The sequence below is a fragment of the Amycolatopsis sp. NBC_00438 genome, assembly GCF_036026695.1.
GTDB lineage: Bacteria > Actinomycetota > Actinomycetes > Mycobacteriales > Pseudonocardiaceae > Amycolatopsis.
Genome location: NZ_CP107923.1, coordinates 2,591,761 through 2,613,422 on the forward strand (window position 1 = coordinate 2,591,761; position 21,662 = coordinate 2,613,422).

Genomic DNA, 21,662 nt, shown 5'->3' on the forward strand with positions numbered 1-21,662 from the left:
CGGCGGCGCGGCGGGCGATCCGTGTCGTGTCAGGCTGCGGCAGCGTCGCCGGCGCGAATCGCTGGAGGTCAGCTTTCGCGCGCGGTCTGCTCGGCGAAGACCCGCACCGCCTCGTCGGCGGCAGCACATCGGGCGATCGTGCCGCGCCCGGCACCGCCGACGCGAACCGCTGACGGGTCAGCCTTCGCGGGCCGTCTGCTCGGCGAAGACCCGCACGGCTTCGTTCACAGCGGCGCAGCGGGCGATCCGGACGGCGTCCGACAGCGGCCGCAGCGCCTGGGCCCGCAGGTTCGACGCCGACGCGGACAGGGCGCCGCCCGGGTCGTCGGTCTCGGCGATCGCCAGGATCGCCGCGATCTCCTCGGCGCGTTGCAGCACCCGCAGCGCGCGGCCCGGGGTCCCCGCGGGCCAGTCGACGTCCGGGCGGGAACGCAGGTGCGCCGACAGTTCCGCGCGCACTCCCGGCCGGTCGCTGGCGACGTTCAAGGTCTGCAGCGCGCCGGCGCTCGCGCGGATCGCGTCGGTCAGGCCGTGTTCGGCCTCGCCCAGCGCGAGGTACTCCGGCGGGGCGGCCAGCGGGACGAGGGAGAACACCGTCCAGCGCACCAGGCCCTCGGCGACCGGCTCCGGGACGATCCCGAAGCCGAGTTCGGGCAGCACCACCGCGTCACCGGCGCGCAACGCCGCCTCGGTGAACGGCCCGCCGCCCCCGAGGCCCCGGACATCACCCGGGACGGGGAGGACCAGCCGCATGCTTTTCGCTCCCTGCGAACGCAGGGCCATCAGCAGCTGCACCGGGGTGGCGGCCCGGTTGAAGGCCAGCGGGAGCTCGAACGCCTCCGCGGCGGCCGCGTCGGCGGCGACGACGTCGTGCGCCTCACCCCACGCGAGCAGGGCGTCGAGCACATCGTCGGATGCGGCGGCTCCGTTCAGCCACGCGCTGGACCAGACGGCGAAGGTCGCACTGGGTCGGCACACGACGCCCTATTTTACCGGGCCGCTCCGCAACCCGGCAGTGCGCCCACGCTGGAGTCGCTCCACATCGACGGGCCGCCGATCCGGCAGTAGCGTCGAACGGGTGAACGTAGTTCCAGACGCTCTTCCCCGCACCGCCGGGGCCCTGCGCGCGGCCGGCACGTACGAGCCGCGCCCCATCGCGCAAGAGATCCACGACAACCTGCTGACCGCCCTCCGCTCGGGCGAAGACGCCTGGCCGGGCATCGTCGGGTTCTCCCGCACGGTCCTGCCGCAGCTCGAACGCGCGCTGCTGGCTGGCCACGACGTCGTCCTGCTCGGCGAGCGCGGTCAGGGCAAGACCCGCCTGCTGCGCACCCTCTCCGGGCTCCTCGACGAGTGGACGCCCGTCATCGAGGGCTCCGAGCTCGGCGAGCACCCCCTGCAGCCGATCACGCCCGCGTCGATCCGCCGCGCGGCCGAACTCGGCGACGACCTGCCCGTGGCCTGGCGCCACCGCTCCGAGCGCTACACCGAGAAGCTGGCCACGCCGGACACCTCGGTCGGCGACCTGATCGGCGACGTCGACCCGGTGAAGGTCGCCGAAGGCCGCAGCCTGGGCGACCCCGAGACCATCCACTTCGGCCTGGTCCCGCGCGCCCACCGCGGCATCGTCGCCATCAACGAGCTGCCCGACCTCGCCGAGCGCATCCAGGTCGCCCTCCTCAACGTGATGGAGGAGCGCGACATCCAGGTTCGCGGCTACACGCTGCGGCTGCCCCTGGACGTCCTGCTCGTCGCCACCGCGAACCCCGAGGACTACACCAACCGCGGCCGGATCATCACCCCGCTGAAGGACCGCTTCGGCGCCGAGATCCGCACGCACTACCCCCTGGACGTCGAGTCCGAGGTCGCCGTCGTCCGGCAGGAGGCCCACCTCGTCGCCGAGGTCGGCGAACCGCTGCTGGAGGTCATCGCCCGGTTCGTCCGGAACCTCCGCGAATCGCCGGTCATCGACCAGCGGTCGGGTGTTTCGGCGCGGTTCGCCGTCGCGGCGGCCGAGACCGTCGCGGCCGCGGCGTTGCGACGTTCGGCGCTGACCGGCGAAGAGCCCGCCGTGGCCCGGCCGGTCGACCTCGACGCGGTGCCCTCGGTACTGCGCGGCAAGATCGAGTTCGAACCGGGTGAGGAAGGCCGCGAGGTCGAGCACCTCGTGCACCTGCTGCGCCGGGCGATCGCCGAGACCGCCCGCGACCGGTTCGCCGGCCTCGACCTGCGCCCGCTCGCCGACGCGGTCGCCGACGGCCACCTCGTCGCCACCGGTGAGCGGGTCCCGGGCGAAGACGTCCTCAAGGCCCTGCCGGAGCTGCCGGTCCTGCACGAGGTCGCCGCGCGCGCCGGCGTCTCGCCCGACGAACCCGCCGGCCGGATCGCGGCCGCCGTCGAACTCGCCCTCGAATCGCTGTTCCTGGCGCGGCGGCTCGCCAAGGACTCCGACGACACGACCACCGTCTACGGCCGATGACCGCGGTCCCGCTCCCCGACGGCTACTCCTACGGCCCGTTCCACGACGGGCCGGACCCGCTCGCGCCCCCGGCCGACCTGCGCGACGCGCTCGCCGAGATCGGCCGCGACGTGATGGCCGGCTCGTCGCCGCGGGCCGCGCTGGAGGAGCTGCTGCGCCGGGGCACCGACCGCACCGCGGGGCTGGACGAGCTGACCAGGAAACTCTGGCAGCGCCGGTCGCAGATCCAGCGGCGCAACAACCTCGACGGCACCCTGCGGGAGGTCCAGCGCCTCCTGCAGGACGCCCTCGACGCCGAGCGCCGCGACCTGTTCCCCGACCCGGACGACGACGCCCGCTTCCGCGAGGCCCAGCTGGACGCCTTGCCGCCCGGCACGGCCGCGGCCGTCAACGAGCTGTCCGAGTACGACTGGCGCTCCGAGCAGGGCCGGGAGAATTACCAGAAGATCCGTGACCTGCTCGGCCAGGAGCTGATGGAGTCGCGGTTCCAGGGCATGAAGCAGGCGCTGCAGAACGCCGGGCCCGAGGACGTCGAGCGGATCAACGAGATGCTCTCCGACCTCAACGACCTCCTCGCCGCGCACGCCCAGGGCGCCGAAGACATCCAGGAGCGCTTCGACGACTTCATGGGCAAGCACGGCGAGTACTTCCCGGAGAACCCGCGGAACGTCGAAGAGCTGATCGACGCCCTCGCCGCCCGGTCCGCCGCGGCCCAGCGGATGCTCAACTCGATGTCCGCCGAGCAGCGCGCGGAGCTGGCCGAACTGACCCAGCAGGCGTTCGGCGACCCGCGTCTCGCGCAACAGCTGTCCGAGTTGGACGCCCAGCTGCGCGCGGCCCGGCCGGGCGAGGACTGGACGTCGTCGGAACGCTTCCGCGGCAAGAACCCGCTCGGCATGGGCGAAGGCGCCCAGGCGATGGCCGACCTCGCCGAGCTGGACGCGCTGGCCGAGCAGCTGGGCCAGTCGTACCCCGGCGCGAGCCTGGACGACATCGACCTGGAAGCGCTCGAGAGCCAGCTCGGGAAGGACGCCGGCGTGGACGCGCGGCGACTGTCCGAACTGGAGCGTGAGCTGCGCCGCCAGGGCCTGTTCGAACGCGCCGCCGACGGCTCGCTCCGGTTGTCGCCCAAGGCGTTGCGGCGGCTGGGCGAGACGGCGCTGTCCGACATCGTGAACGCGTTGCGCGGCAAGTCCGGCGATCGCGAGACCGAGTCGGCCGGCGCGGCGGGCGAGCCGACCGGCGCGTCGCGGCCGTGGCGGTTCGGGGACATGCAGCCCTGGGACGTGCCGCGGACGATCCGCAACGCCGTGCTGCGCTCGGTGTCGGTGGGGGAGTCTTCGGTCCGGCTGGACGTCGAGGACGTCGAGGTGGTCGAGACCGAGCACCGGTCCCGCGCCGCGGTGGCGCTGCTGGTCGACACATCGTGGTCGATGGTCTCGGAAGGCCGCTGGCTGCCGATGAAGCGCACGGCCCTGGCCCTGCACCAGCTGATCAGCACCCGGTTCCGCAACGACGCGCTGCAGCTGATCACGTTCGGCCGCTACGCGATGCCGGTGGAGCTGCCGGAGCTGGTCGGGCTGGAGGGCGCCTGGGAGCAGGGCACCAACGCCCACCACGCGCTGCTGCTGGCCGGGCAGCACCTGCGGCGCCACCCGGACGCCCAGCCGGTGGTCCTGATGGTCACCGACGGCGAGCCGACCGCGCACCTGGAACCGGACGGCGAGGCGATCTTCGACTACCCGCCGCAGCCGCAGACCCTCCACAAGACACTGTCCGAAGTGGACCGCCTGGCGAAACTGGGCGCGTCCGTGACGGTGTTCCGCCTCGGTGACGACCCGCGGCTGACGGCGTTCGTGGACGTCATCGCCCGCCGCTCGGGCGGGCGCGTGGTGGCCCCGGACCTCGACGGCCTGGGCGCCGCGGTGGTGGGCGACTACCTGCGCACCCGGCGCCGCTGACCCGGCTCCGGCAGGTCCGCGAGATCCTTCGCGGCCTGCCGGGTGTACGGGTGATCCGGCCCCAGCACCCGCCGGTAGTCGGCGGCGACGGCGGTGAGCGTCTCCCGGCCGGCGGGGCCCTGCGCCAGGCCGAGATTGCGCCGGGCGTTGAGCGTGGCCGGGTGGTCCGGGCCGAGGATCCTCGTCCGGTCGCGCACGGTCCGTTCGAACAGCTTCAGCGCTTCCGCGGACCGGCCGTCCGCCAGCAGGGCCCGGGCCAGGAACAGCCGGACCCGGACGGCGCCGAGGTCGTCGCGCTCGGACGCCAGCCGTCGCAGCAGGCGGATCGCCTCGTCGAGACGGCCCGCTTCCTGGTGGGCCACGGCCAGCCACGGCGAATCGGCCGCGTGCAGGGTCACGGCTTCGGCGGCGCGACCCGCCCGGGCGCACGTCCGGGCCAGGTCCTCCCGCGCCTCGGTCGTGGCCGGGTGGTCCGGGCCGTGCGCCTGGAGGTGCTGCCGCAGGTTCTCCTCGAACACCGGTACGGCCACCCCGGCGAGGCCGGCCGAACGGAGCGTCCGGCCGAAGCTGCCGCGGGCGCGCAGCGTGACCCGGTGGCCCGCCCCGAGGACCCGCGTCGCGTGCTCCAGGGTCGCCTCGTGCACTTCCAGCGCGCGGTCGAGCTGCCCGGCTGCCTCGTAAGCGACGCCGAGGGCCTGGCCCGCGGCGAGCGTGGCTTCGGCGTCGGGACCGAGCACCCGGGAGCGGCGCTCGAGGATGCGCTCGGAGAGCGCCACCGCCTCGCCCGGGAGACTCACCGTCCGCAGTGCCCGCGCGGCCCGCTCGGTGCCGGGGTGGCGTGGCTGCAGGTAGGCGTCGTGATCGGCGAGCACTTCCCGGCCGAGGGCGCGTGCCCGTGCGAAGTCGCCGGCCGCGGTCAGCTCGCGCACCGATCGGCGTCGTAGCCGCATGACCCGCGCGAGCCGCGGCGCGGCGTCGGCCGGGAGGAGCGCGCGGAAGTGCGGCCACAGCGCGCCGACGTGCCGGGAGACGCCTCCGTCCGGGTCGTCCAGGGCGGCGCACGCCCGGTCCAGCGCCGGCGCCAGGTGGTCCTCGGCGTGCAACCGGCTCAGCACCGCCCGCCGGGTCAGCTCGTGCATGATCACGACGTCGCCGCCGACGTCGAAGCCGATCAGCGACGCCTCCGCCAGCGCCCCGAGCACGGCGTCCACCGCGACCGGATCCGGCCCGAGCCGGTGCACCAGGTCGCACCGGACCCCCGGCGCGACCAGGGCCAGGAACTCGGCGACGCCGCGGGCCCGGCCGTCGCGGGCCGCGACCACGCGCAGTGCCTCCAGCACGGTGTCCTCGGCACAGCCCGGTTCCCGGTCGGCCAGCGTGGGCGAAGCGTGCGGCAAGCAGTCGACGTAGGCCGCGAAGTCCTTGTGCTGCCGCTTGAGCACGCCTCCGGCCTGGGCGAGCGCGAGCGGCAGGCAGCCCAGCTCGCGGACGAGGCCGAGCGCGGCCCCGGCGTTCCGGCCCGACCGGGCGCGCAGGTACCCGACCGCCTCGGCCTCGTCGAACCCGCCCACCGCGACCGTGCCGCCGAGAACCTCGAAGTCCGGCACGGCCGTCGTGATCAGCACCCGGGCCCGCGCGGGCAGCCAGCGGTTGAGCGCGTCCGGGTCGGTCGCGCCGTCCACCACCACGACCGGCCGGTCCGCGGCCGCCAACCATGCCAAGCCGGTGCGCGCGGTCGCCTCGGCGTCGACGACGACGTCCGCCGCACCGGCCCGCCGGGCCAGTTCGGCGTACGCCGGCACGATGTCCGCCTGATCGGCGATCCAGACCACAGTGGACTCGGCCGCGGCGGCGCGGGCGTACGCGGCGGCGAGCTGGGTCTTCCCGGCCCCGCACGCGCCGAGCAGGACGCAGAACCCGCCGTCGTCGAAGGCCTCGTCGATCTTCGCCAGCAGCCGGCCGCGCCGCACGTACGGTGCCGGCTCGGCCGGAACGGCACCCAGCACGACGCGCCGCCCGGCCCGGGTGGCCCGGGCCGGCCGCAAGCGGGCGGCGAGCGCCGTGACCAGGGCCTTCATCGAGCCAGGTTAACCGCGCGGGCGCCGCGGGGCGGGCTACGGAAGGGTGACGCTTGACCCTGACGTCGCGTGAGGCACCACCGTGGTCTTCGCAAGGGCCACAAGGGCCGCAGAGGAGGGGAAACGATGGGGCATCCCGTGGGCAAGGTCGCCACGCTGGCCGGGGTCACCGTCCGGACGCTGCACCACTACGACGAGATCGGCCTGCTCCGCCCGAGCGGGCGGACGTCGTCGGGGTACCGCAGCTACGACGACGACGATCTCGACCGGCTGCAGCGCATCCTGTTCTACCGGGAGCTCGGGTTTCCCCTCGAGACGATCGCGACCCTCGTCGACGACCCCGGCATCGACGCCGACGCGCACCTGCAACGGCAGCGGCAGCTGCTGGTGGCGCGCATGGGCGAGCTGGGGCGGATGGTCGCGGCCGTCGATCGTGTGATGGAGGCGAGAGCCATGGGCAACGCGTTGACGCCCGAGGAGAAGTTCGAGGTGTTCGGTGGCTTCGAGGCACCGGACGGGTACGCGGAGGAAGCGGCGCAGCGCTGGGGCGACACGCCCGAGTGGCGGGGCGCGGCGGCACCGTCCAAGGAGGACCTGGCCGCCGGCGAAGCGGCGCGGCAGGACTGGGTGGGCCGGCTGAACGCCGTCCTCGACGCCGGGGCCACGGCGGACAGCGCCGAGGCGATGGACCTGGCCGAGGAGCACCGGGCGATGCTGGGCCGCGTGATGGGGGAGTGCTCGTACGAGACGCAGCGGCGGATCGGTGAGCTCTACGTCACCGAACCGGTCCAGCTGGCCTTCCTGGTCCGCGAGGACGAGCAGCGGCCGGGCGCCGGCGTCTTCGTCCGCGACGCCATCACGGCGAACGCGGCTCGCCGGGGCTAGGCGCTGCCGGAGCGAGTCTGCTCGAAGACCGCGAGCGTGACTTGCTCCGGCAGCGCCTGGCACTGCCCCAGGTGGGGGACGTGTCCCACCGGGCGGGAGGGTGCCGGAGCGAACGCTTACAGTCGAGGGTATGCAGACTTGGTCATCGGTCGACGTGCCCCGCATCCCCGGCACCCCCCGCCCGCTGCGGCTCCACGACACGGCCACCGGGCAGGTCCGCCCGACCGCGCCCGGCGCCACCGCCCGGATGTACGTCTGCGGCATCACGCCCTACGACGCGACGCATCTGGGGCACGCCGCGACGTATCTCGCCTTCGACCTGGTGAACCGGATCTGGCGGGACAACGGCCACGACGTCCACTACGTGCAGAACGTGACGGACATCGACGAGCCGCTGCTGGAGCGGGCCGCGCGCGACAAGGACGACTGGGTCGTGCTGGGCATGCGCGAGACGGCGCTGTTCCGCGAGGACATGGTCGCCCTGCGTGTACTGCCGCCCAAGCAGTTCGTCGGCGCGGTGGAGAGCATCCCGGAGATCGTCGAGGTGATCGCGAAACTGCTGGCCAACGGCAGCGCGTACCGGGCCGACGACGCCGAGTTCCCGGATGTCTACTTCGACCACACGGCGACCGGCAAGTTCGGCTACGAGTCCAACTACGACGCCGAGACGATGGCCAGGTTCTTCGCCGAGCGCGGCGGCGACCCCGACCGGGTCGGCAAGCGCCACCCGCTGGACGCGCTGCTGTGGCGGGTCGCCCGCGAGGGCGAGCCGTCGTGGGAGTCCGAGCTCGGCGCGGGCCGGCCGGGCTGGCACATCGAGTGCAGCGCGATCGCCGTCAACCGCCTAGGCCTCGGCTTCGACCTCCAGGGCGGCGGCTCCGACCTGATCTTCCCGCACCACGAGTACAGCGCGGCGCACGCCGAGGCCGTGGCCAAGGACGGCCAGTTCGCCCGCCACTACGTCCACGCCGGCATGATCGGCCTCGACGGCGAGAAGATGTCGAAGTCGCGCGGGAACCTGGTGTTCGTCTCGCGGCTGCGCGCCGACCAGGTCGACCCGGGCGCGATCCGGCTCGCGCTGTTCGCCGGCCACTACCGCGCCGACCGCGCGTGGACGGATTCCCTGCTCGCCGACGCCGAGGCGCGGCTGGCCCGCTGGCGCGAGGCCGTCTCGCTGGGCACCGGCCCGTCCGCCGAGGACACGATCACGCGGCTGCGTGACCACCTCTCCGACGACCTCGACACGCCGAAGGCCCTGGCCGCGATCGACGCGTGGGCGAACGAGGCCCTGCGCCGCGACGGCACCGACCCGACGGCCCCCGGCCTCATCCGCGTCGCGGTCGACGCCCTCCTCGGCATCACTCTCTGAAAGTCCGTGAAGGACTCCTTGAGGGACTCTAAGTCCCTCAAGGAGTCCTTCACGGACTTCTGTTGTATAACGGCCTATACCGCCGCGGGCCGGCCGGCGGCCAGCTCCAGGTGGTCACCGGTCCAGTCCCGGCGCAGCCAGCGGTCGTGGGACGCGATGACGACCGCGCCCGGCGCCGTGTCGAGTGCGGCGAACAGCTCTTCCGCCAGGGTCAGCGAAACGTGGTTCGTCGGCTCGTCCAGCAGGAGGACGTCCGGCGGCTCGGCGAGCAGCACCGCCAGCGCCAGCCGGCGCCGCTGACCCACCGAAAGGGCGCCGACGGGCTGGCCCAGGTCGCGGGACGCCAGCAGGCCGAGGCGGCTCAATGGGGGAGCCTCCTCGCCGAGCGCGTCCCGGTACACCTGGTGCGCGGTCCGCGCGGGGTCCGGGAACACGACGTCCTGCTCCAGCAGCCCGACGCGCACGCCGTGTCCGAAGTGGACCGTCCCGCCCGCGGGCGTCAGCTGTCCCGCGAGGACGGACAGGAGCGTCGACTTCCCGGCGCCGTTCCCACCGGTCACGAGCAGCCGCGCCGAGCCGTCGACGTCCAGCCGGGGCAGCCGGAGCCGGCCCGGGACGTCGAGGTCCCGCAGCGAGATCGCCGGCCCGTCACCCGAAGCGCGGCCGGTCAGCGACGCCCGGAAGCGCAGTGGCGCCGGGGGTTTGCGCACCTGGTCGCGTTCGAGGTGCTCGAGCCGCTGCTCGGCATCGCGCACGCGCCGCGAGATCGTCTTCTGGACGCGGGCGCCCTTGAAGTGGTGGATGAACTTGTCGTTGTCCCGCGGCGCCCGGCCGTAGGCGACGTTCCGCGCGGTGACGGCGACGGTCTCCCGCAGCTGTTTCAGTTCCTCCTGTTCGTCGGCGAAGCGCTGCTCCCAGCGCGCCCGCTCGGCCTTCTTGTGGCCGAGGTAGTCGGTGTAGCTGCCGCCGTAGCGGACCGCGCCGCCGGCTTTGCTGTCGGTCGCGGCGGGGTCGAGGTCGACGATGTCCGTGCACACCGCGTCGAGGAAGACGCGGTCGTGCGAGGACAGCACGACGATCCCGGTCAGCTCCGCGAGGTGGCGTTCCAGGAACTCCATCGCGGCGTCGTCGAGGTGGTTGGTCGGCTCGTCCAGCAGCAGCGTCTCCGGCCGCCGGATCAGCAGCGCCGCCAGCCCGAGCCGTGAGCGCTGCCCGCCGGACATCGTGCCCAGCCGCCGGTCCTGCGCGATCCCGCCGAGGCCCAGCCCGTCGCAGACGAGCTTCGCGCGGCGGTCGGCGTCCCAGAGGTCGTGGGCCTGCGCCCATTCCAGGACCCGGCCGTACTCGTCGAGCACGGCCGGGTCGTCGGGCCGCTCGGTCATCGCCGTGGTCAGCTCGTCGAGCCGGACCGTGGCGGCGCGGATCTCGGCGAGGGCGGCGTCGACGACGTCGGCGAACGTCCCGTCCGGCGAAAAGGGCAGTTCCTGCAGCAGGAACCCGACGTCCGGGCCGCGCAGGACCTCACCGGAGCGGGGCTCTTCGAGGCCGGCGAGCAGCCGCAGCAGCGTGGACTTGCCGGTGCCGTTCTCCCCGACCAGGCCGAGGCGCTGGCCGGCGGACGCGGTCAGCGAGACGCCGTCGAGCACCACGCGGGTGCCGTAGCCGAAGACGACGTCCTTGGCCTGCACCGGAAAAACGAGAGTGGACATGTGCGATCACCGAGCCCGGAGGAAAAGAAGCGGAGATCCCGCCGGGCGTCGTGGCACGCGGGAGCGTCGGCTCGACCGGGTGCCGCCTCGGAAGCGGGATGGGCGCGGTTCAGTTCTTCATAGTGGAGCCAGGTTAACGCAACGACTGTAGAGTTAGTCAACTCGATATGGCCTGGGTCACATCCGGCAGCTGCGTGGTCGAGCGTTCGGCCGCTTCCGTGCCGTCGGTGAGGAACCCGAGCAGGGCGGTGAGCTGACGCCGGTCGAGGCGGGCGAGCCGTTCGCCGACGAAGCGGGCCATCGGCGCGTACAGCTCCGCGAGCTCGGCCATCCGGTCCGGCAGTGGCCGGACGACGAGCCGGCGCCGGTCGGCGGGGTCGGGCGCGCGCTCGGCGAGGCGGTGCAGCTCCATCCGGTCGAGCAGCCGCGTGAACGCGCCCGTGGTGATGCCCAGGAGCCGGGCGAGCTCGGTCGGGGAGTCGCTGACACCGCCGTGGAGCAGGTGCAGGCAGTGCAGTTCGGTGGGGGTGACGGCCATCCGCTCGGCGACCGCGGCGTGGAAGAGCGCGGTCGAGCCCACGAACCGGGGGAGGGCGAGAGCGGCGGCGGTGGCGAGTTCGCGCTGGTCGGGCAACATCCATCCCAGGTTCGGTGACGACGCAGTCACTGCCTTGCGCAGTCGCTGCCCGGCGAACGATAGCGGAGCCGGTTGACAAACCGGCAGGCGGGCCCAAGTATGAAAGAGAACTTTCGAAATGAGTCTTTCAGATAGGTGACCCGATGGGCGAGCTGCCACCGCGCAAGCGGATCGAGGACGTCGAGCTGCTGCGGGCGCTGTCCCACCCGCTGCGGTCGGCGCTGCTGAACCACCTCACCGCCGTCGGCCCGCGCACCGCGAGCGAGTGCGCCGAGGCCGTCGGCTCGACCGCGTCCAACTGCAGCTGGCACCTGCGGCAGCTCGCGCAGTACGGGCTCGTCGAGCGGTCCGACGCCGAAGACGGCCGGGAGCGGCCGTGGCGCGCCCGGCAGGTCGGGCTCGAGATGGGGGAGCTGGCCGACGACCCGGCGCACCGGGCGGCCCAGCTCGGCATGGTCGGCGCGACCCTGAGCCACGAGCAGGAGCTGACCCAGCGGTACCTGGACTCGCTCGACGGCCTCGACCCGGCCTGGCGCGGGGCGTCCGGGCTGATCAGTTACGCGCTGCGCGTGATCCCGGAGGAGCTGACCCGGCTGACCCACGCGATCGACGCGCTGGTCCGGCCCTACGTCGGCGCGATCCGGACGGACGCCCCGGCCGATGCCCGCCCGGTGCACGTCGGGCTGCGGCTGTTCCCGCGCATCGAACACTCGGGGAAGGCGGAGGAATGAAGCAACTGCTGGGGGTACCCGCGTTCGCGCGGTTGTGGGTGGCCGCGTTCTTCGGTGAGACGGCCGAGTGGATGCTGCAGGTCGCCCTGCCGGTCTACGTCTTCCAGCGCACCGGGTCCGCGGCGTCGACGGCGCTGAGCATCGTGCTCGGCCTGCTGCCCGCGGTGCTGCTCAGCCCGGTCGCCGGGGTGGTCGCCGACCGGTGGAACCGGCGCGCCGTGCTGTTCGGCGTCTGCTGCGGCCTCGCCGTCGTCGCGTTGCCGCTGCTGGCCGAGCCGGGGATCGCCGTCGTGTACGCCGTGATGGCCGCCCAGGCGGCGCTCGCGTCGGTGTTCGAGCCGGCGCGCAACGCCCTGGTCCCGGAGCTGGTCGGCGTCGAGGAGGTCACCGGCGCGAACGGGCTGATGAGCGTCAACGGCAGCGTCGCCCGGCTGGCCGGGGGCTGGGCCGGCGGCGCGCTGCTGGGCTTCGGCGGGCTCGCGGACGTCATCGTCGGCTACCTCGCCGTGCTGATCGTCGCCGCGGCGCTGCTGGCGAAGCCGTTCCGCCGGGTGAGCGCGCCCGCGCCGGCCGCGGCCCCCGAACCGGTGGTCCGGGCCTGGCTGGCCGGGCTGCGGGAGCTCACGCACAACCGCCGGTTGTGGCGGACCGGCGTCGCCGTGGTGCTCACCTCGCTGGCCCAGGGCATGTTCCTGGTCCTGTTCGTGGTGTTCGTGCTGCAGGTGCTCCGCGGCAGCGAAGCCGACGCGGGCCTGCTGCGCGGCGTGCAGGCGATCGGCGGGCTGGTGGCGGGCTTCGCCATCGCGACCGTGGCGCGCCGGGTGGCGCCGGTCGCGCTGCTCGGCTGGGGCTCGGTCGTGCTCGGCCTGCTGTCCGCCGTGATCTGGAACCTGGCCTTGGCGACGACCGCGCTGGGCGTTTACGTCGGGCTGTTCGTGCTGGTCGGCGCGCCCGGGGTCGTGCTCGGCGCGGGCGTGCTGTCGGAGATCCAGAGCGCGGCCCCGCCGGAGCGGGCGGGGCGAGTGTTGAGCACGACCTTCGCCGTCATGGCCACGTTCGGCACCGTGGGCGCGCTGCTGGCCGGCGCGCTGGTCGCGACGACCGGGCCCGCGGTGCTGCTGAACGTCCAGGCGGGCGTCTACGTCCTCGCCGGCGTCGTGGTGCTCGTGCGGAAAACCCGCCGAATCGACCGGTTCGGGGCCGTACCCGAAACCGCGGTGGCTACGGTGGAGGGGTGCCGCACCTCTTCGCCACCAGCGACCTCCACGTGACCCACGAGGGCAACGGCCCGATCCTCGACTCCGTCGTGCCCGAGACGCCCGAAGACTGGCTGCTCGTCGCCGGGGACGTCGCCGAGCGGGCCGAAGCCACGATCGCGACGCTGAAGACGTTGCGCGAGCGGTTCGCGAAGGTCGTCTGGGTGCCCGGCAACCACGAGCTGTGGACCACCAAGGGCGACGACTGCCAGTTGCGTGGCCAGGCGCGTTACGAGTACCTCGTCGAGGGGTGCCGCGAGCTCGGCGTCCTCACCCCCGAGGACGAGTTCCCGGTCTGGCGGCACGGTTCCCGGCCGCTGACGATCGCGCCGCTGTTCCTGCTCTACGACTACAGCTGGCGGACCCCGACGGCCGAAGGCAAGTCCCTGGAAGAGGCGCTGAGCCAGGCCCGCGAGGCCGGCGTCGTCTGCACCGACGAGTACTTCCTGCACCCGGACCCCTACCCCAGCCGTCAGGCGTGGTGCGCCGACCGGCTGAAGTCCAGCACCGAGCGGCTCGACGCGATCCCCGGGGACCACGGCACGATCCTGATGTCGCACTGGCCGCTGCACCGGCATCCGACCGCGCCGCTGTACTGGCCGGAGTTCGCCCTGTGGTGCGGCACGACCAAGACCGAGGACTGGCACGTGCGCTACCGCGCCGAGGTCGCCGTCTACGGCCACTTGCACATCCCGCGCACCACCGAGGCCGACGGCGTCCGCTTCGAAGAGGTCTCGCTGGGCTACCCGCGCGAGTGGCGCAAGCGCGCGCGGGGCGCGGTGCCGATGCGCCGCATCCTCTGGCCCTCCTGACTCCGCACTTTCATCGGGAAAGTGTTCCGGAGTTACGATCTCCGCATCCGGGTTCACCCGAATGAGCGAAGCGTTATGACTCGGCGCGTCGGCGCTCCCTGAGCGCGCGGACGCGGCCGCGGCTGGCGCACGCGGGGGAGGGACACCACCGGCGTCGGCCCCCCGGGTCGGCGAACACGCCCCGGCAGTCCTGCTCGGGGCAGACCCGCAGGTCGGCCCGCAGGGGCCCGGTGAGCCAGTCCGCCGCCTGCAGCGCGAGCCTGCTCAACGCATCCGCGGTCGTCGCCGGGGCGCTGCGGTGGAGCCGGTCGAGCGCGGCCAGGTGCACCGGCTCGGCGCGGAAGAACGCCGTCAGCGCGCGCACTTGATCGGCTCGCGGCGCGATCCCGTCGACCGCGCCGAGGGCGAGTTCTCGCACCGCTTCGCGCAACCGGTGCGCCGCCTCGACGTCGGCGTCCGTGACCCGGGCGAGCGGTGTCAGCCCTACCTCGGCGAGCCATTCGGCCAGCCGGTCCCGCGTCGGCATCCGTTCCACCGGGCTCGCCCCGAAGTGACGGCCGCGGGTGGCCATGAGGTCGAGCCAGGGGGCGCCGCTGTCGAAGCGGAAGGCATGGTCGTCGGGCATGCTCGTATTGTAACGGGTCAGCCGTTACAATCGACGTCATGACCGCTGAACCGCAGGTCCGGACGGTGCTGGGCGACATCGATCCGGCCGAACTGGGCGTGACCAACTCGCACGACCACCTCTTCTTCGCCTCGAAGCTGCTGCCGGGCCACGAGCTGGACGATTCGACCGCCGCGACCGAGGAACTGCTGCGGTTCAAGGTCGCCGGCGGCGCGGCGCTGGTGCAGTGGACGCCGTACGGCCTCACGCGCCGGACCCGGGAACTCGCCTGGATGTCGCAGGAGCTCGGCGTGCACGTGGTCGCGGCCACCGGCCTGCACCGGGCCGAGCACTACGCGCCGACGCTGCTCGGGCGGGTGGTCGACGACCTGGTGCAGGTGTTCGTCGCGGACCTGACCGAGGGCACCCAGCCCGCCGACCTCCCGGACGAGCCGCGCACCGGCCCGCGCGCCGGGCTGATCAAGGTCGCCGGCGGGTTCCACACGATCGACGCGCACGCCCGGCTGACCATGACCGCCGCCGCGGTCGCCCACCACGAGACCGGCGCCACCATCGCCGTGCACCTGGAGCTCGGCACCGCGGCGCTCGAGACCGTCCACCTGCTGTGCGAGCAGCTCGACGTCCTGCCCGGCCGGGTGATCCTCGGGCACCTCAACCGCAACCCGGACGTCCGGGTCCAGCGGGAGATCGCCGAGACCGGCGTGTTCCTCGGGTTCGACGGCCCGTCGCGGGCCAACCACGCCACCGACTGGCGGCTCTTCGACGGCCTGGAAGCCCTCGTCGAGGCCGGCCACGGCGGGCAGCTGCTGCTGGGCGGCGACACCACGACGGCCGCGGCCCGGCTGGTCACCGGCGGCGGTCCGGGCGCGCCCTACCTGCTCACGACGCTGGCCCCGCGGCTGACCAGACTGCTCGGCGGCGACGTCGTCACGGCCATGCTGGTGGCGAACCCCGCGCGGGCGTTCGCCACCAGCTGGCCGAACTGACTCAGCGGAGGCCGAAGCCTTCCTGGCCCCCGTTGCCGCCGCGGCCGCGGCGGCGCAGGTAGCGCTCGAACTCGGCGGCGATCTTGTCGCCGCTGACGTCCTGCTCCGCGACCTCGGTCTGCGCGTCGCCGCGCTCCTCCAGCCCGCGGACGTACTCGCTGATCTCTTCGTCCTCGTCGGCCATCTCGCTGACCGTGCGCTGCCACTCCTCGGACTGCTCCGGCAGCGCGCCCAGCGGGATCTCGACGTCGAGGATGTCTTCCAGCTTGTGCAGCAGCGCGAGCGTCGCCTTCGGGGACGGCGGGTGCGAGACGTAGTGCGGCACCGCGGCCCAGATCGAGACGGCCGGGATGCCGGCCTGCACGCAGTAGTCCTGCAGGATGCCGACGATGCCGGTCGGGCCCTGGTAGTTGTTCAGGTCGAGCCCGTAGAGCGACGCGGTGTCCTTGTCGTACGCCGTCCCGGTGACCGGGACAGGACGGGTGTGCGCCGTGTCGGCGAGCAGCGCGCCCAGCGTCACCACGGTCGCGACGTCCAGCTGCTGGATGTGTTCGAGCAGCTCGGCGCAGAAGGCGCGCCAGCGCATGTTCGGCTCGGGGCCCTGCACGAGGACCACGTCGCGGTCGAACCCGTCGGGGCGGCACACCGACAACGTCGTCGTCGGCCAGTCGACGCGGCGGGTGACGCCGTCGACCATGCGGACCGTGGGCCTGCTGACCTGGAAGTCGTAGTAGTCGTCCGGTTCCAGCTCGGCCAGTGGTGTGGCGTCCCAGTTGAGCTGCAGGTGCTCCACGGCGCGGCTGGCCGCGTCACCTGCATCGTTCCAGCCTTCGAAGGCGACCACCATCAAGGGCCGGGAAGGTTCGGGGCGGTCGCCAGGCGGCCGCGGGGTCTCGTCGACGGGCTCACTCACCGGACCAGCCTACGACCCCCGGGCCCAGGCTGTTCAGCACGTCCGGCGGCCTGTCGCCACCGTTTCCCGGCGTCACCCGTCCGGACGGCGCACCGCCGGCCTTCCCCCGGCGGTGTGGCGGGCGCCTCAGCCGCCCCGTTGGCCGTCGAGGAGTTCTCCCGGCTCGGCTACCGTGGAACGCGGGGGCCGCGCCCGGAGCGGAGACCCGGCACTGCACCACCCGACCCTGGAGAGGGATCCACTGTGGACGGTCTCGACGCCGTGTTGTTCGACATGGACGGAACACTGGTCGATTCCGAGAAGCTCTGGGACGTCGCGCTGTACGAGACGGCGGAAGCCCTCGGGGGCAAGCTCTCCGAAGAGAAGCGGATGACGCTCGTCGGCTCCAACATGGACGACACGGCCGCCTGCCTGCTCGAGGTCGCCGGCCGCGAGGTGACGCCGGAAGCGATCATCGAGGCCGGGGTGCTGATCCGCCGCCGCACGGCCGGGCTGTTCGACGACGCGCTGCCGTGGCGCCCCGGCGCCCGCGAGGTGCTGGCCGCCGTCCGCGCGGCGGGCCTGCGCTCGGCCCTGGTCACCTCCACCGAGCGGGACCTGACCGAGCTGGCGCTCAACACCATCGGCCGCGAGTTCTTCGACGTCTCCGTGTGCGGTGACGAGGTCGAGGGGTTCAACAAGCCGCACCCGCGCCCGTACCTCAAGGCCGCCGAACTGCTCGGCGTCGCGCCCGAGCGCTGTGTCGCGGTCGAGGACTCGCCGCCGGGCACCGCGTCGGCGGTCGCCGCCGGCTGCACGGTGCTGGTGGTCCCGAACGACGTCGCGGTCGAGCCGGGGGAGCGGCGCGTCTTCCGCGACACGCTCGTGGGCGTCGACGCGCCCGCGCTGGCGGCCCTGCTGGGCTGAACACCCCCACGTCGCTTTTCCGCTAGCCGCGGCCCGCGGGCTCGGCGATGCTGGGGGCGTGCACGAAGACTTCGAGCGGTGCGTACGGGCCGTGCAGGCGAAGGACGCCCGGTTCGACGGGTGGTTCTTCACGGCGGTCGTGACGACCCGGATCTACTGCCGGCCCAGCTGCCCGGTGGTGCCGCCCAAACCGCGGAACATGACCTTCTACCCGAGCGCCGCGGCCGCCCAGCAGGCCGGATTCCGGGCCTGCAAGCGCTGCCGCCCGGACGCCAGCCCGGGCTCGCCGCTGTGGAACGAGCGCGCGGACCTGGTGGCGCGCGCGATGCGGCTGATCGCCGACGGCGTCGTCGACACCGAAGGTGTCCGCGGCCTCGCCGCCCGCCTCGGCTACAGCGTCCGGCAGGTCGAACGCCAGGTGCTGGCCGAACTCGGCGCCGGGCCGCTGGCCCTGGCCAGGGCCCAGCGCGCGCAGACCGCGCGGACCCTCATCGAGACGACCACGCTGCCGATGACCGAACTGGCCCTGGCGGCCGGGTTCGGCAGCATCCGGACGTTCAACGACACCGTCCGCGAGGTGTTCGCGCTCTCGCCGACCGAGCTGCGCACCCGGGCGAAGAGCAAGCCGAGCACCGCGGCCGGGTCGATCGAGCTGCGGCTGCCCTACCGCAAGCCGCTGTGCCCGGACAACCTGTTCGGGCACCTGGTGGCCACCGGCGTGCCGGGGGTCGAGGAGTGGCGGGACGGCGCCTACCGCCGGACGCTGCGGCTGCCGCACGGCCACGGCGTCGTCGCGCTGCGTCCCGGAGACCCCGCCGCCGGCCACATCGCCTGCCGGTTGACCCTGGCCGATCTGCGTGACCTCCCGGCCGCCACCAGCCGCTGCCGCCGGCTGCTCGACCTCGACGCCGACCCCGAGGCCGTCGACGACCAGCTCGCCACCGACCCGCTGCTGGCCCCGCTGGTCGCGGCCGCGCCGGGCCGCCGCGTCCCGCGCACGGTCGACGGCGCCGAGTTCGCCGTCCGCGCGGTACTCGGCCAGCAGGTGTCGACGGCCGCGGCGCGCACCCACGCCGCCCGGCTCGTCGTCGCGCACGGCACCCCGATCGAGGACCCCGAAGGCGGCTTGACGCACCTGTTCCCGTCGCCCGAGGCCCTGAGCGGCCTGGACCCGGAGACCCTCGCGATGCCGCGCAGCCGCCGTCGCACGCTGCTCGCCCTGGTCGAGGCCTTGACCGACGGCGGCCTGGACCTCGGCGCGGGCAGCGACTGGGCCGGGACGAGGGTCGCGCTGAACGCGTTGCCCGGGTTCGGGCCGTGGACGGTCGAGAGCATCGCGATGCGCTCGCTCGGCGACCCGGACGCGTTCCTGCCCACCGACCTCGGCATCAAGTACGCGGCGGAGACGCTCGGTCTCGGCGGCCCGGCCGCGATCGTCGCCCGGTCGGCGGGGTGGAGCCCGTGGCGCGCCTACGCCACCCAGCACCTGTGGGCCACCGGCGACCACGCCATCAACCGCATGCCCGCCGCCTGACCCACCCACAACAGGAGAATCATGCGTTCCCACACGGTGGTGGACAGCCCGTTCGGTCCGCTCACCCTCGTCGCCCGGGGCGACGCGCTCTGCGGGCTGTACATGGTGCGGCAGCGCCATCGTCCGGACGAGCCGACCTTCGGGGAGCCCGACCCGGGCGCGGCGATCTTCGCCCGCGCCGAGACCGAGCTGAAGGAGTACTTCGCCGGGCAGCGCCGCGAGTTCGAGGTGCCGCTGACCTTCACCGGTACGCCGTTCCAGCAACGGGTCTGGGCGGCGCTGCGGGAGATCCCGTACGGCACGACCATTTCCTACGGCCAGCTGGCCGACCGGCTGGGGCAGCCCACGGCGTCGCGCGCGGTCGGGCTGGCCAACGGCAAGAACCCGATCGGCGTCATCGTGCCGTGTCACCGCGTCGTCGGCGCCGGTGGTTCGCTGACCGGCTACGGCGGCGGCCTCGAGCGGAAGCGCTATCTGCTGGACTTCGAACAGGAGCACGAAGCTCTCTTCTGACCAGCGTTGTTCCCACCCCTCGGGAGCCGGTGTCCACGGAGGTGTGACATCGGCGGCACCGGGACCGGCCCGGGGCGGCGTCACCCCGGCGGGGGTGGAAGGATCTGCAGACCGTGAAGACCTTCGATGAGCTGTTCGCGGAGCTTGCCGAGCGCGCGCGTACCCGTCCCGACGGGTCCGGCACCGTCGCCGCCCTGGACGCCGGAGTGCACGCCCAAGGCAAGAAGGTGCTGGAGGAAGCGGGCGAGGTGTGGATCGCCGCCGAGCACGAGTCCGACGACCGGCTCGCCGAGGAGATCTCCCAGCTGCTGTACCGGCTGCAGGTGCTGATGCTCGGCCGCGGCTTGTCGACCGAGGACGTCTACCGCTACCTGTGACGGTTGCGCGACGAACACTGCCCGCCGATTGAGGAGAGAGCGAAATGCTGCGTGTTGCCGTGCCGAACAAGGGAGCCCTCGCCGCCACGGCGACGGAGATGCTCGGCGAGGCGGGCTACCGGAAGCGGCATGAGCAGCGCGACCTGACGATCCTCGACACGGTCAACGAGGTCGAGTTCTTCTTCCTGCGCCCCAAGGACATCGCGATCTACGTCGGCTCCGGTGATCTCGACCTCGGCATCACCGGCCGCGACCTCGCGCTCGACTCCGGCGCGCCGGTCGAGGAGATCCAGGCCCTCGGTTTCGGCGGCTCGACGTTCCGCTACGCGGCCCCGGCGGGCCAGGACTGGAAGCCGGCCGACCTGCAGGGCAAACGGCTCGCCACGTCGTACCCGCGGCTGGTGCGCGAGGACCTCGCCCGCCACGGCGTCACCGCCGAGGTCATCCGCCTCGACGGCGCGGTCGAGATCTCGATCCAGCTCGGCGTCGCGGACGCGATCGCCGACGTCGTCGAGTCCGGCCGGTCGCTGCGCCAGAACAACCTGGTGGCCTTCGGCGACCCGATCTGCGTGTCGGAAGCCGTGCTGCTGCAGCGCAAGGGCACCGAGCAGAGCAAGGCGAAGAGCCAGCTCGCGGCGCGGCTGCGCGGGGTCGTGTTCGCCCAGCAGTACCTGATGCTGGACTACGACTGCCCGCGGACGCTCGTCGAGCGCGCCATCGCCATCACACCGGGCCTGGAGTCGCCGACGGTGGCCCCGCTCGCCGACGACGACTGGGTGGCGGTGCGCGCGATGGTCTCGCGCAAGGACGTCAACCGGGTCATGGACGAACTGGCCGAGGTGGGCGCGAAGGCGATCCTGGCCTCGGACATCCGTTCCTGCCGCCTCTGAGCTCGTGAGTGTTTAGGGCGGTTCTAACCGCCCTAAACACTCACGACGGGGTCAGCGGGGGCGGTGCGGTTTTTTCGGCAGCAGGTCGTAAAGGCCCTTGCGGACGCCGTTGTCGTTGGCGTTGCGGGCCACCGAGACCTCGGAGATGAAGTCCTCGAAGACGAACTCCTCGTCGGCCGGGATCACCGCGGGCGCCGAGTTCTGCTCCAGGTAGGTGTCGAGCGTGCCCGCGATCTCGCGGAACGACAGCGCCTGCAGGGTTTCCGGGGCGTACGTCGTCACCGGGACGCCGTGGGCGGCGGCCTCGTTCATCACCACGCCCAGCGGCAGGTGCGACAGCATCGGGATGCCGAACTCGTACATCTCCTGCAGCGCCGCGGCCGCGTAGTGCGAGATCGGCCGCCGGTAGAGGCTGGGCACCAGCCCGAACCACGACAGCGGCTGCCGGCCGACGGTCTGCTCGACGTAGCGCACCTGATCCGCCAGCAGCCGCAGCGCGCGGATGCTCGTTTTGTCCGGCTGTACCGGGACCAGTATCCCGTGCGACGCCGCCAGCGCGTTGTTCGTCAGCACGTCGAGTGCCGGCGGGCAGTCGATGATGCAGTGGTCGTAGTTGGCGAACTGGATGACCCGGGCCAGCTGCCAGCCGGGTACGCGGAACGAGTCGAGCCGCCGGATCAGGTCGAACATCCCCGGTGAGGTCGGGATGACGTCGAGCGCGCCGCCGCGGCCGAGGTTGCTGCGCGGATGCGGCACGACGAGGTCTTCGATCGGCCCCTTCCACTTCTTGGCCAGGGCTTTCGCCAGGGTCGGCGCGTCCCCGCGGACCTCGGCCAGGCCGAGCATCTCGGTCGTCGCGTGGCCCTGCGGGTCGAGGTCGACCAGCAGCACCCGCCGGCCGCGCTCGGCCAAGGCCGCCGCGGTGCCGACGCTCAGCGAGGTCTTGCCGACCCCGCCCTTCTGGTTGACCACCGAGGTGATCTGCATGCCGGAGCGCTCCT

The 21,662-nt window shown here is 73.2% G+C and carries 20 protein-coding genes; 13 read left to right on the top strand and 7 right to left on the bottom strand.

The annotated features are described in order from the left end of the window. Positions 1-177 precede the first annotated feature (177 nt). Positions 178-978 carry a hypothetical protein gene (locus tag OG494_RS12120; protein ID WP_328454981.1) on the bottom strand — a complete coding sequence of 267 codons (801 nt, stop codon included), beginning with the start codon at positions 976-978 and terminating at the stop codon, positions 178-180. A gap of 100 nt (positions 979-1,078) precedes the next feature. Here OG494_RS12120 and OG494_RS12125 point away from each other — a divergent pair, with 100 nt between their 5' ends. Next, entirely contained in the window at positions 1,079-2,479 is a 1,401-nt protein-coding gene (locus OG494_RS12125; protein ID WP_328454983.1) for an ATP-binding protein, read from the top strand. Beyond that, complete coding sequence (locus tag OG494_RS12130) at positions 2,476-4,440, top strand: vWA domain-containing protein (protein WP_328454984.1); 1,965 nt, start codon at positions 2,476-2,478, stop codon at positions 4,438-4,440. Before OG494_RS12125 ends, OG494_RS12130 begins: the two co-directional genes overlap by 4 nt. Here OG494_RS12130 and OG494_RS12135 read toward each other — a convergent pair. Then, on the bottom strand, positions 4,416-6,518 hold the full coding sequence (locus OG494_RS12135) for a tetratricopeptide repeat protein (RefSeq protein ID WP_328454985.1): 2,103 nt from the start codon (positions 6,516-6,518) through the stop codon (positions 4,416-4,418). The genes OG494_RS12130 and OG494_RS12135 overlap by 25 nt on opposite strands. 126 nt (positions 6,519-6,644) lie before the next feature. On the opposite strand from OG494_RS12135, the gene OG494_RS12140 reads away from it, so the two are divergent. Both OG494_RS12140 and mshC read left to right on the top strand, forming a co-directional pair. After that, positions 6,645-7,403, top strand: coding sequence for a MerR family transcriptional regulator (locus tag OG494_RS12140; RefSeq protein WP_328454986.1), 759 nt, complete (start codon positions 6,645-6,647; stop codon positions 7,401-7,403). A gap of 130 nt (positions 7,404-7,533) precedes the next feature. Further along, the gene (mshC, locus tag OG494_RS12145; protein WP_328454988.1) at positions 7,534-8,772 is read left to right on the top strand and encodes a cysteine--1-D-myo-inosityl 2-amino-2-deoxy-alpha-D-glucopyranoside ligase; all 1,239 of its coding nucleotides are present in this window, start codon (positions 7,534-7,536) and stop codon (positions 8,770-8,772) included. A 74-nt stretch (positions 8,773-8,846) separates the two neighbouring features. Here mshC and OG494_RS12150 read toward each other — a convergent pair whose 3' ends face one another. After that, positions 8,847-10,481, bottom strand: coding sequence for an ABC-F family ATP-binding cassette domain-containing protein (locus tag OG494_RS12150; protein WP_328454990.1), 1,635 nt, complete (start codon positions 10,479-10,481; stop codon positions 8,847-8,849). A 157-nt stretch (positions 10,482-10,638) separates the two neighbouring features. After that, positions 10,639-11,115 (bottom strand): MarR family winged helix-turn-helix transcriptional regulator, encoded by a 477-nt coding sequence (locus OG494_RS12155; protein ID WP_328458927.1) that lies wholly within the window; start codon positions 11,113-11,115, stop codon positions 10,639-10,641. A 146-nt stretch (positions 11,116-11,261) separates the two neighbouring features. Here OG494_RS12155 and OG494_RS12160 point away from each other — a divergent pair, with 146 nt between their 5' ends. From OG494_RS12160 to OG494_RS12170, 3 genes are read left to right on the top strand one after another with little or no spacing between them, the layout of a single operon-like run. Continuing rightward, the gene (locus OG494_RS12160; protein WP_328454992.1) at positions 11,262-11,849 is read left to right on the top strand and encodes an ArsR/SmtB family transcription factor; all 588 of its coding nucleotides are present in this window, start codon (positions 11,262-11,264) and stop codon (positions 11,847-11,849) included. Beyond that, positions 11,846-13,120 (top strand): MFS transporter, encoded by a 1,275-nt coding sequence (locus OG494_RS12165; RefSeq protein WP_328454994.1) that lies wholly within the window; start codon positions 11,846-11,848, stop codon positions 13,118-13,120. Before OG494_RS12160 ends, OG494_RS12165 begins: the two co-directional genes overlap by 4 nt. Continuing rightward, positions 13,084-13,917 carry a metallophosphoesterase family protein gene (locus tag OG494_RS12170; RefSeq protein ID WP_328454996.1) on the top strand — a complete coding sequence of 278 codons (834 nt, stop codon included), beginning with the start codon at positions 13,084-13,086 and terminating at the stop codon, positions 13,915-13,917. The genes OG494_RS12165 and OG494_RS12170 overlap by 37 nt, the downstream gene beginning before the upstream one ends. A 73-nt stretch (positions 13,918-13,990) precedes the next feature. Here the strand turns inward: OG494_RS12170 and OG494_RS12175 are convergent, their stop codons facing one another. Further along, positions 13,991-14,542: a CGNR zinc finger domain-containing protein gene (locus tag OG494_RS12175; protein WP_328454998.1), complete on the bottom strand. Its 552-nt coding sequence runs from the start codon at positions 14,540-14,542 to the stop codon at positions 13,991-13,993. Positions 14,543-14,580: 38 nt separating this feature from the next. On the opposite strand from OG494_RS12175, the gene OG494_RS12180 reads away from it, so the two are divergent. Next, positions 14,581-15,528 (top strand): phosphotriesterase family protein, encoded by a 948-nt coding sequence (locus OG494_RS12180; protein ID WP_328455000.1) that lies wholly within the window; start codon positions 14,581-14,583, stop codon positions 15,526-15,528. A gap of 1 nt (position 15,529) precedes the next feature. On the opposite strand, the gene OG494_RS12185 is transcribed toward OG494_RS12180, so the two are convergent. Continuing rightward, entirely contained in the window at positions 15,530-16,441 is a 912-nt protein-coding gene (locus tag OG494_RS12185; protein WP_247051910.1) for a PAC2 family protein, read from the bottom strand. Between the two features lie 273 nt (positions 16,442-16,714). Here OG494_RS12185 and OG494_RS12190 point away from each other — a divergent pair, with 273 nt between their 5' ends. From OG494_RS12190 to hisG, 5 genes are all read left to right on the top strand, one after another. After that, positions 16,715-17,347 carry an HAD family hydrolase gene (locus OG494_RS12190; protein WP_442874476.1) on the top strand — a complete coding sequence of 211 codons (633 nt, stop codon included), beginning with the start codon at positions 16,715-16,717 and terminating at the stop codon, positions 17,345-17,347. Positions 17,348-17,405: 58 nt separating this feature from the next. Next, positions 17,406-18,881: an AlkA N-terminal domain-containing protein gene (locus OG494_RS12195; RefSeq protein ID WP_328455005.1), complete on the top strand. Its 1,476-nt coding sequence runs from the start codon at positions 17,406-17,408 to the stop codon at positions 18,879-18,881. Between the two features lie 21 nt (positions 18,882-18,902). Then, positions 18,903-19,394 carry a methylated-DNA--[protein]-cysteine S-methyltransferase gene (locus OG494_RS12200; protein ID WP_328455007.1) on the top strand — a complete coding sequence of 164 codons (492 nt, stop codon included), beginning with the start codon at positions 18,903-18,905 and terminating at the stop codon, positions 19,392-19,394. Positions 19,395-19,507: 113 nt separating this feature from the next. Next, complete coding sequence (locus OG494_RS12205; RefSeq protein ID WP_247051907.1) at positions 19,508-19,771, top strand: phosphoribosyl-ATP diphosphatase; 264 nt, start codon at positions 19,508-19,510, stop codon at positions 19,769-19,771. A gap of 44 nt (positions 19,772-19,815) precedes the next feature. Continuing rightward, positions 19,816-20,661 (top strand): ATP phosphoribosyltransferase, encoded by an 846-nt coding sequence (gene hisG, locus OG494_RS12210; RefSeq protein WP_326949716.1) that lies wholly within the window; start codon positions 19,816-19,818, stop codon positions 20,659-20,661. Between the two features lie 51 nt (positions 20,662-20,712). Here the strand turns inward: hisG and OG494_RS12215 are convergent, their stop codons facing one another. Continuing rightward, entirely contained in the window at positions 20,713-21,648 is a 936-nt protein-coding gene (locus tag OG494_RS12215) for a ParA family protein (RefSeq protein WP_328455011.1), read from the bottom strand. Positions 21,649-21,662 lie beyond the last annotated feature (14 nt).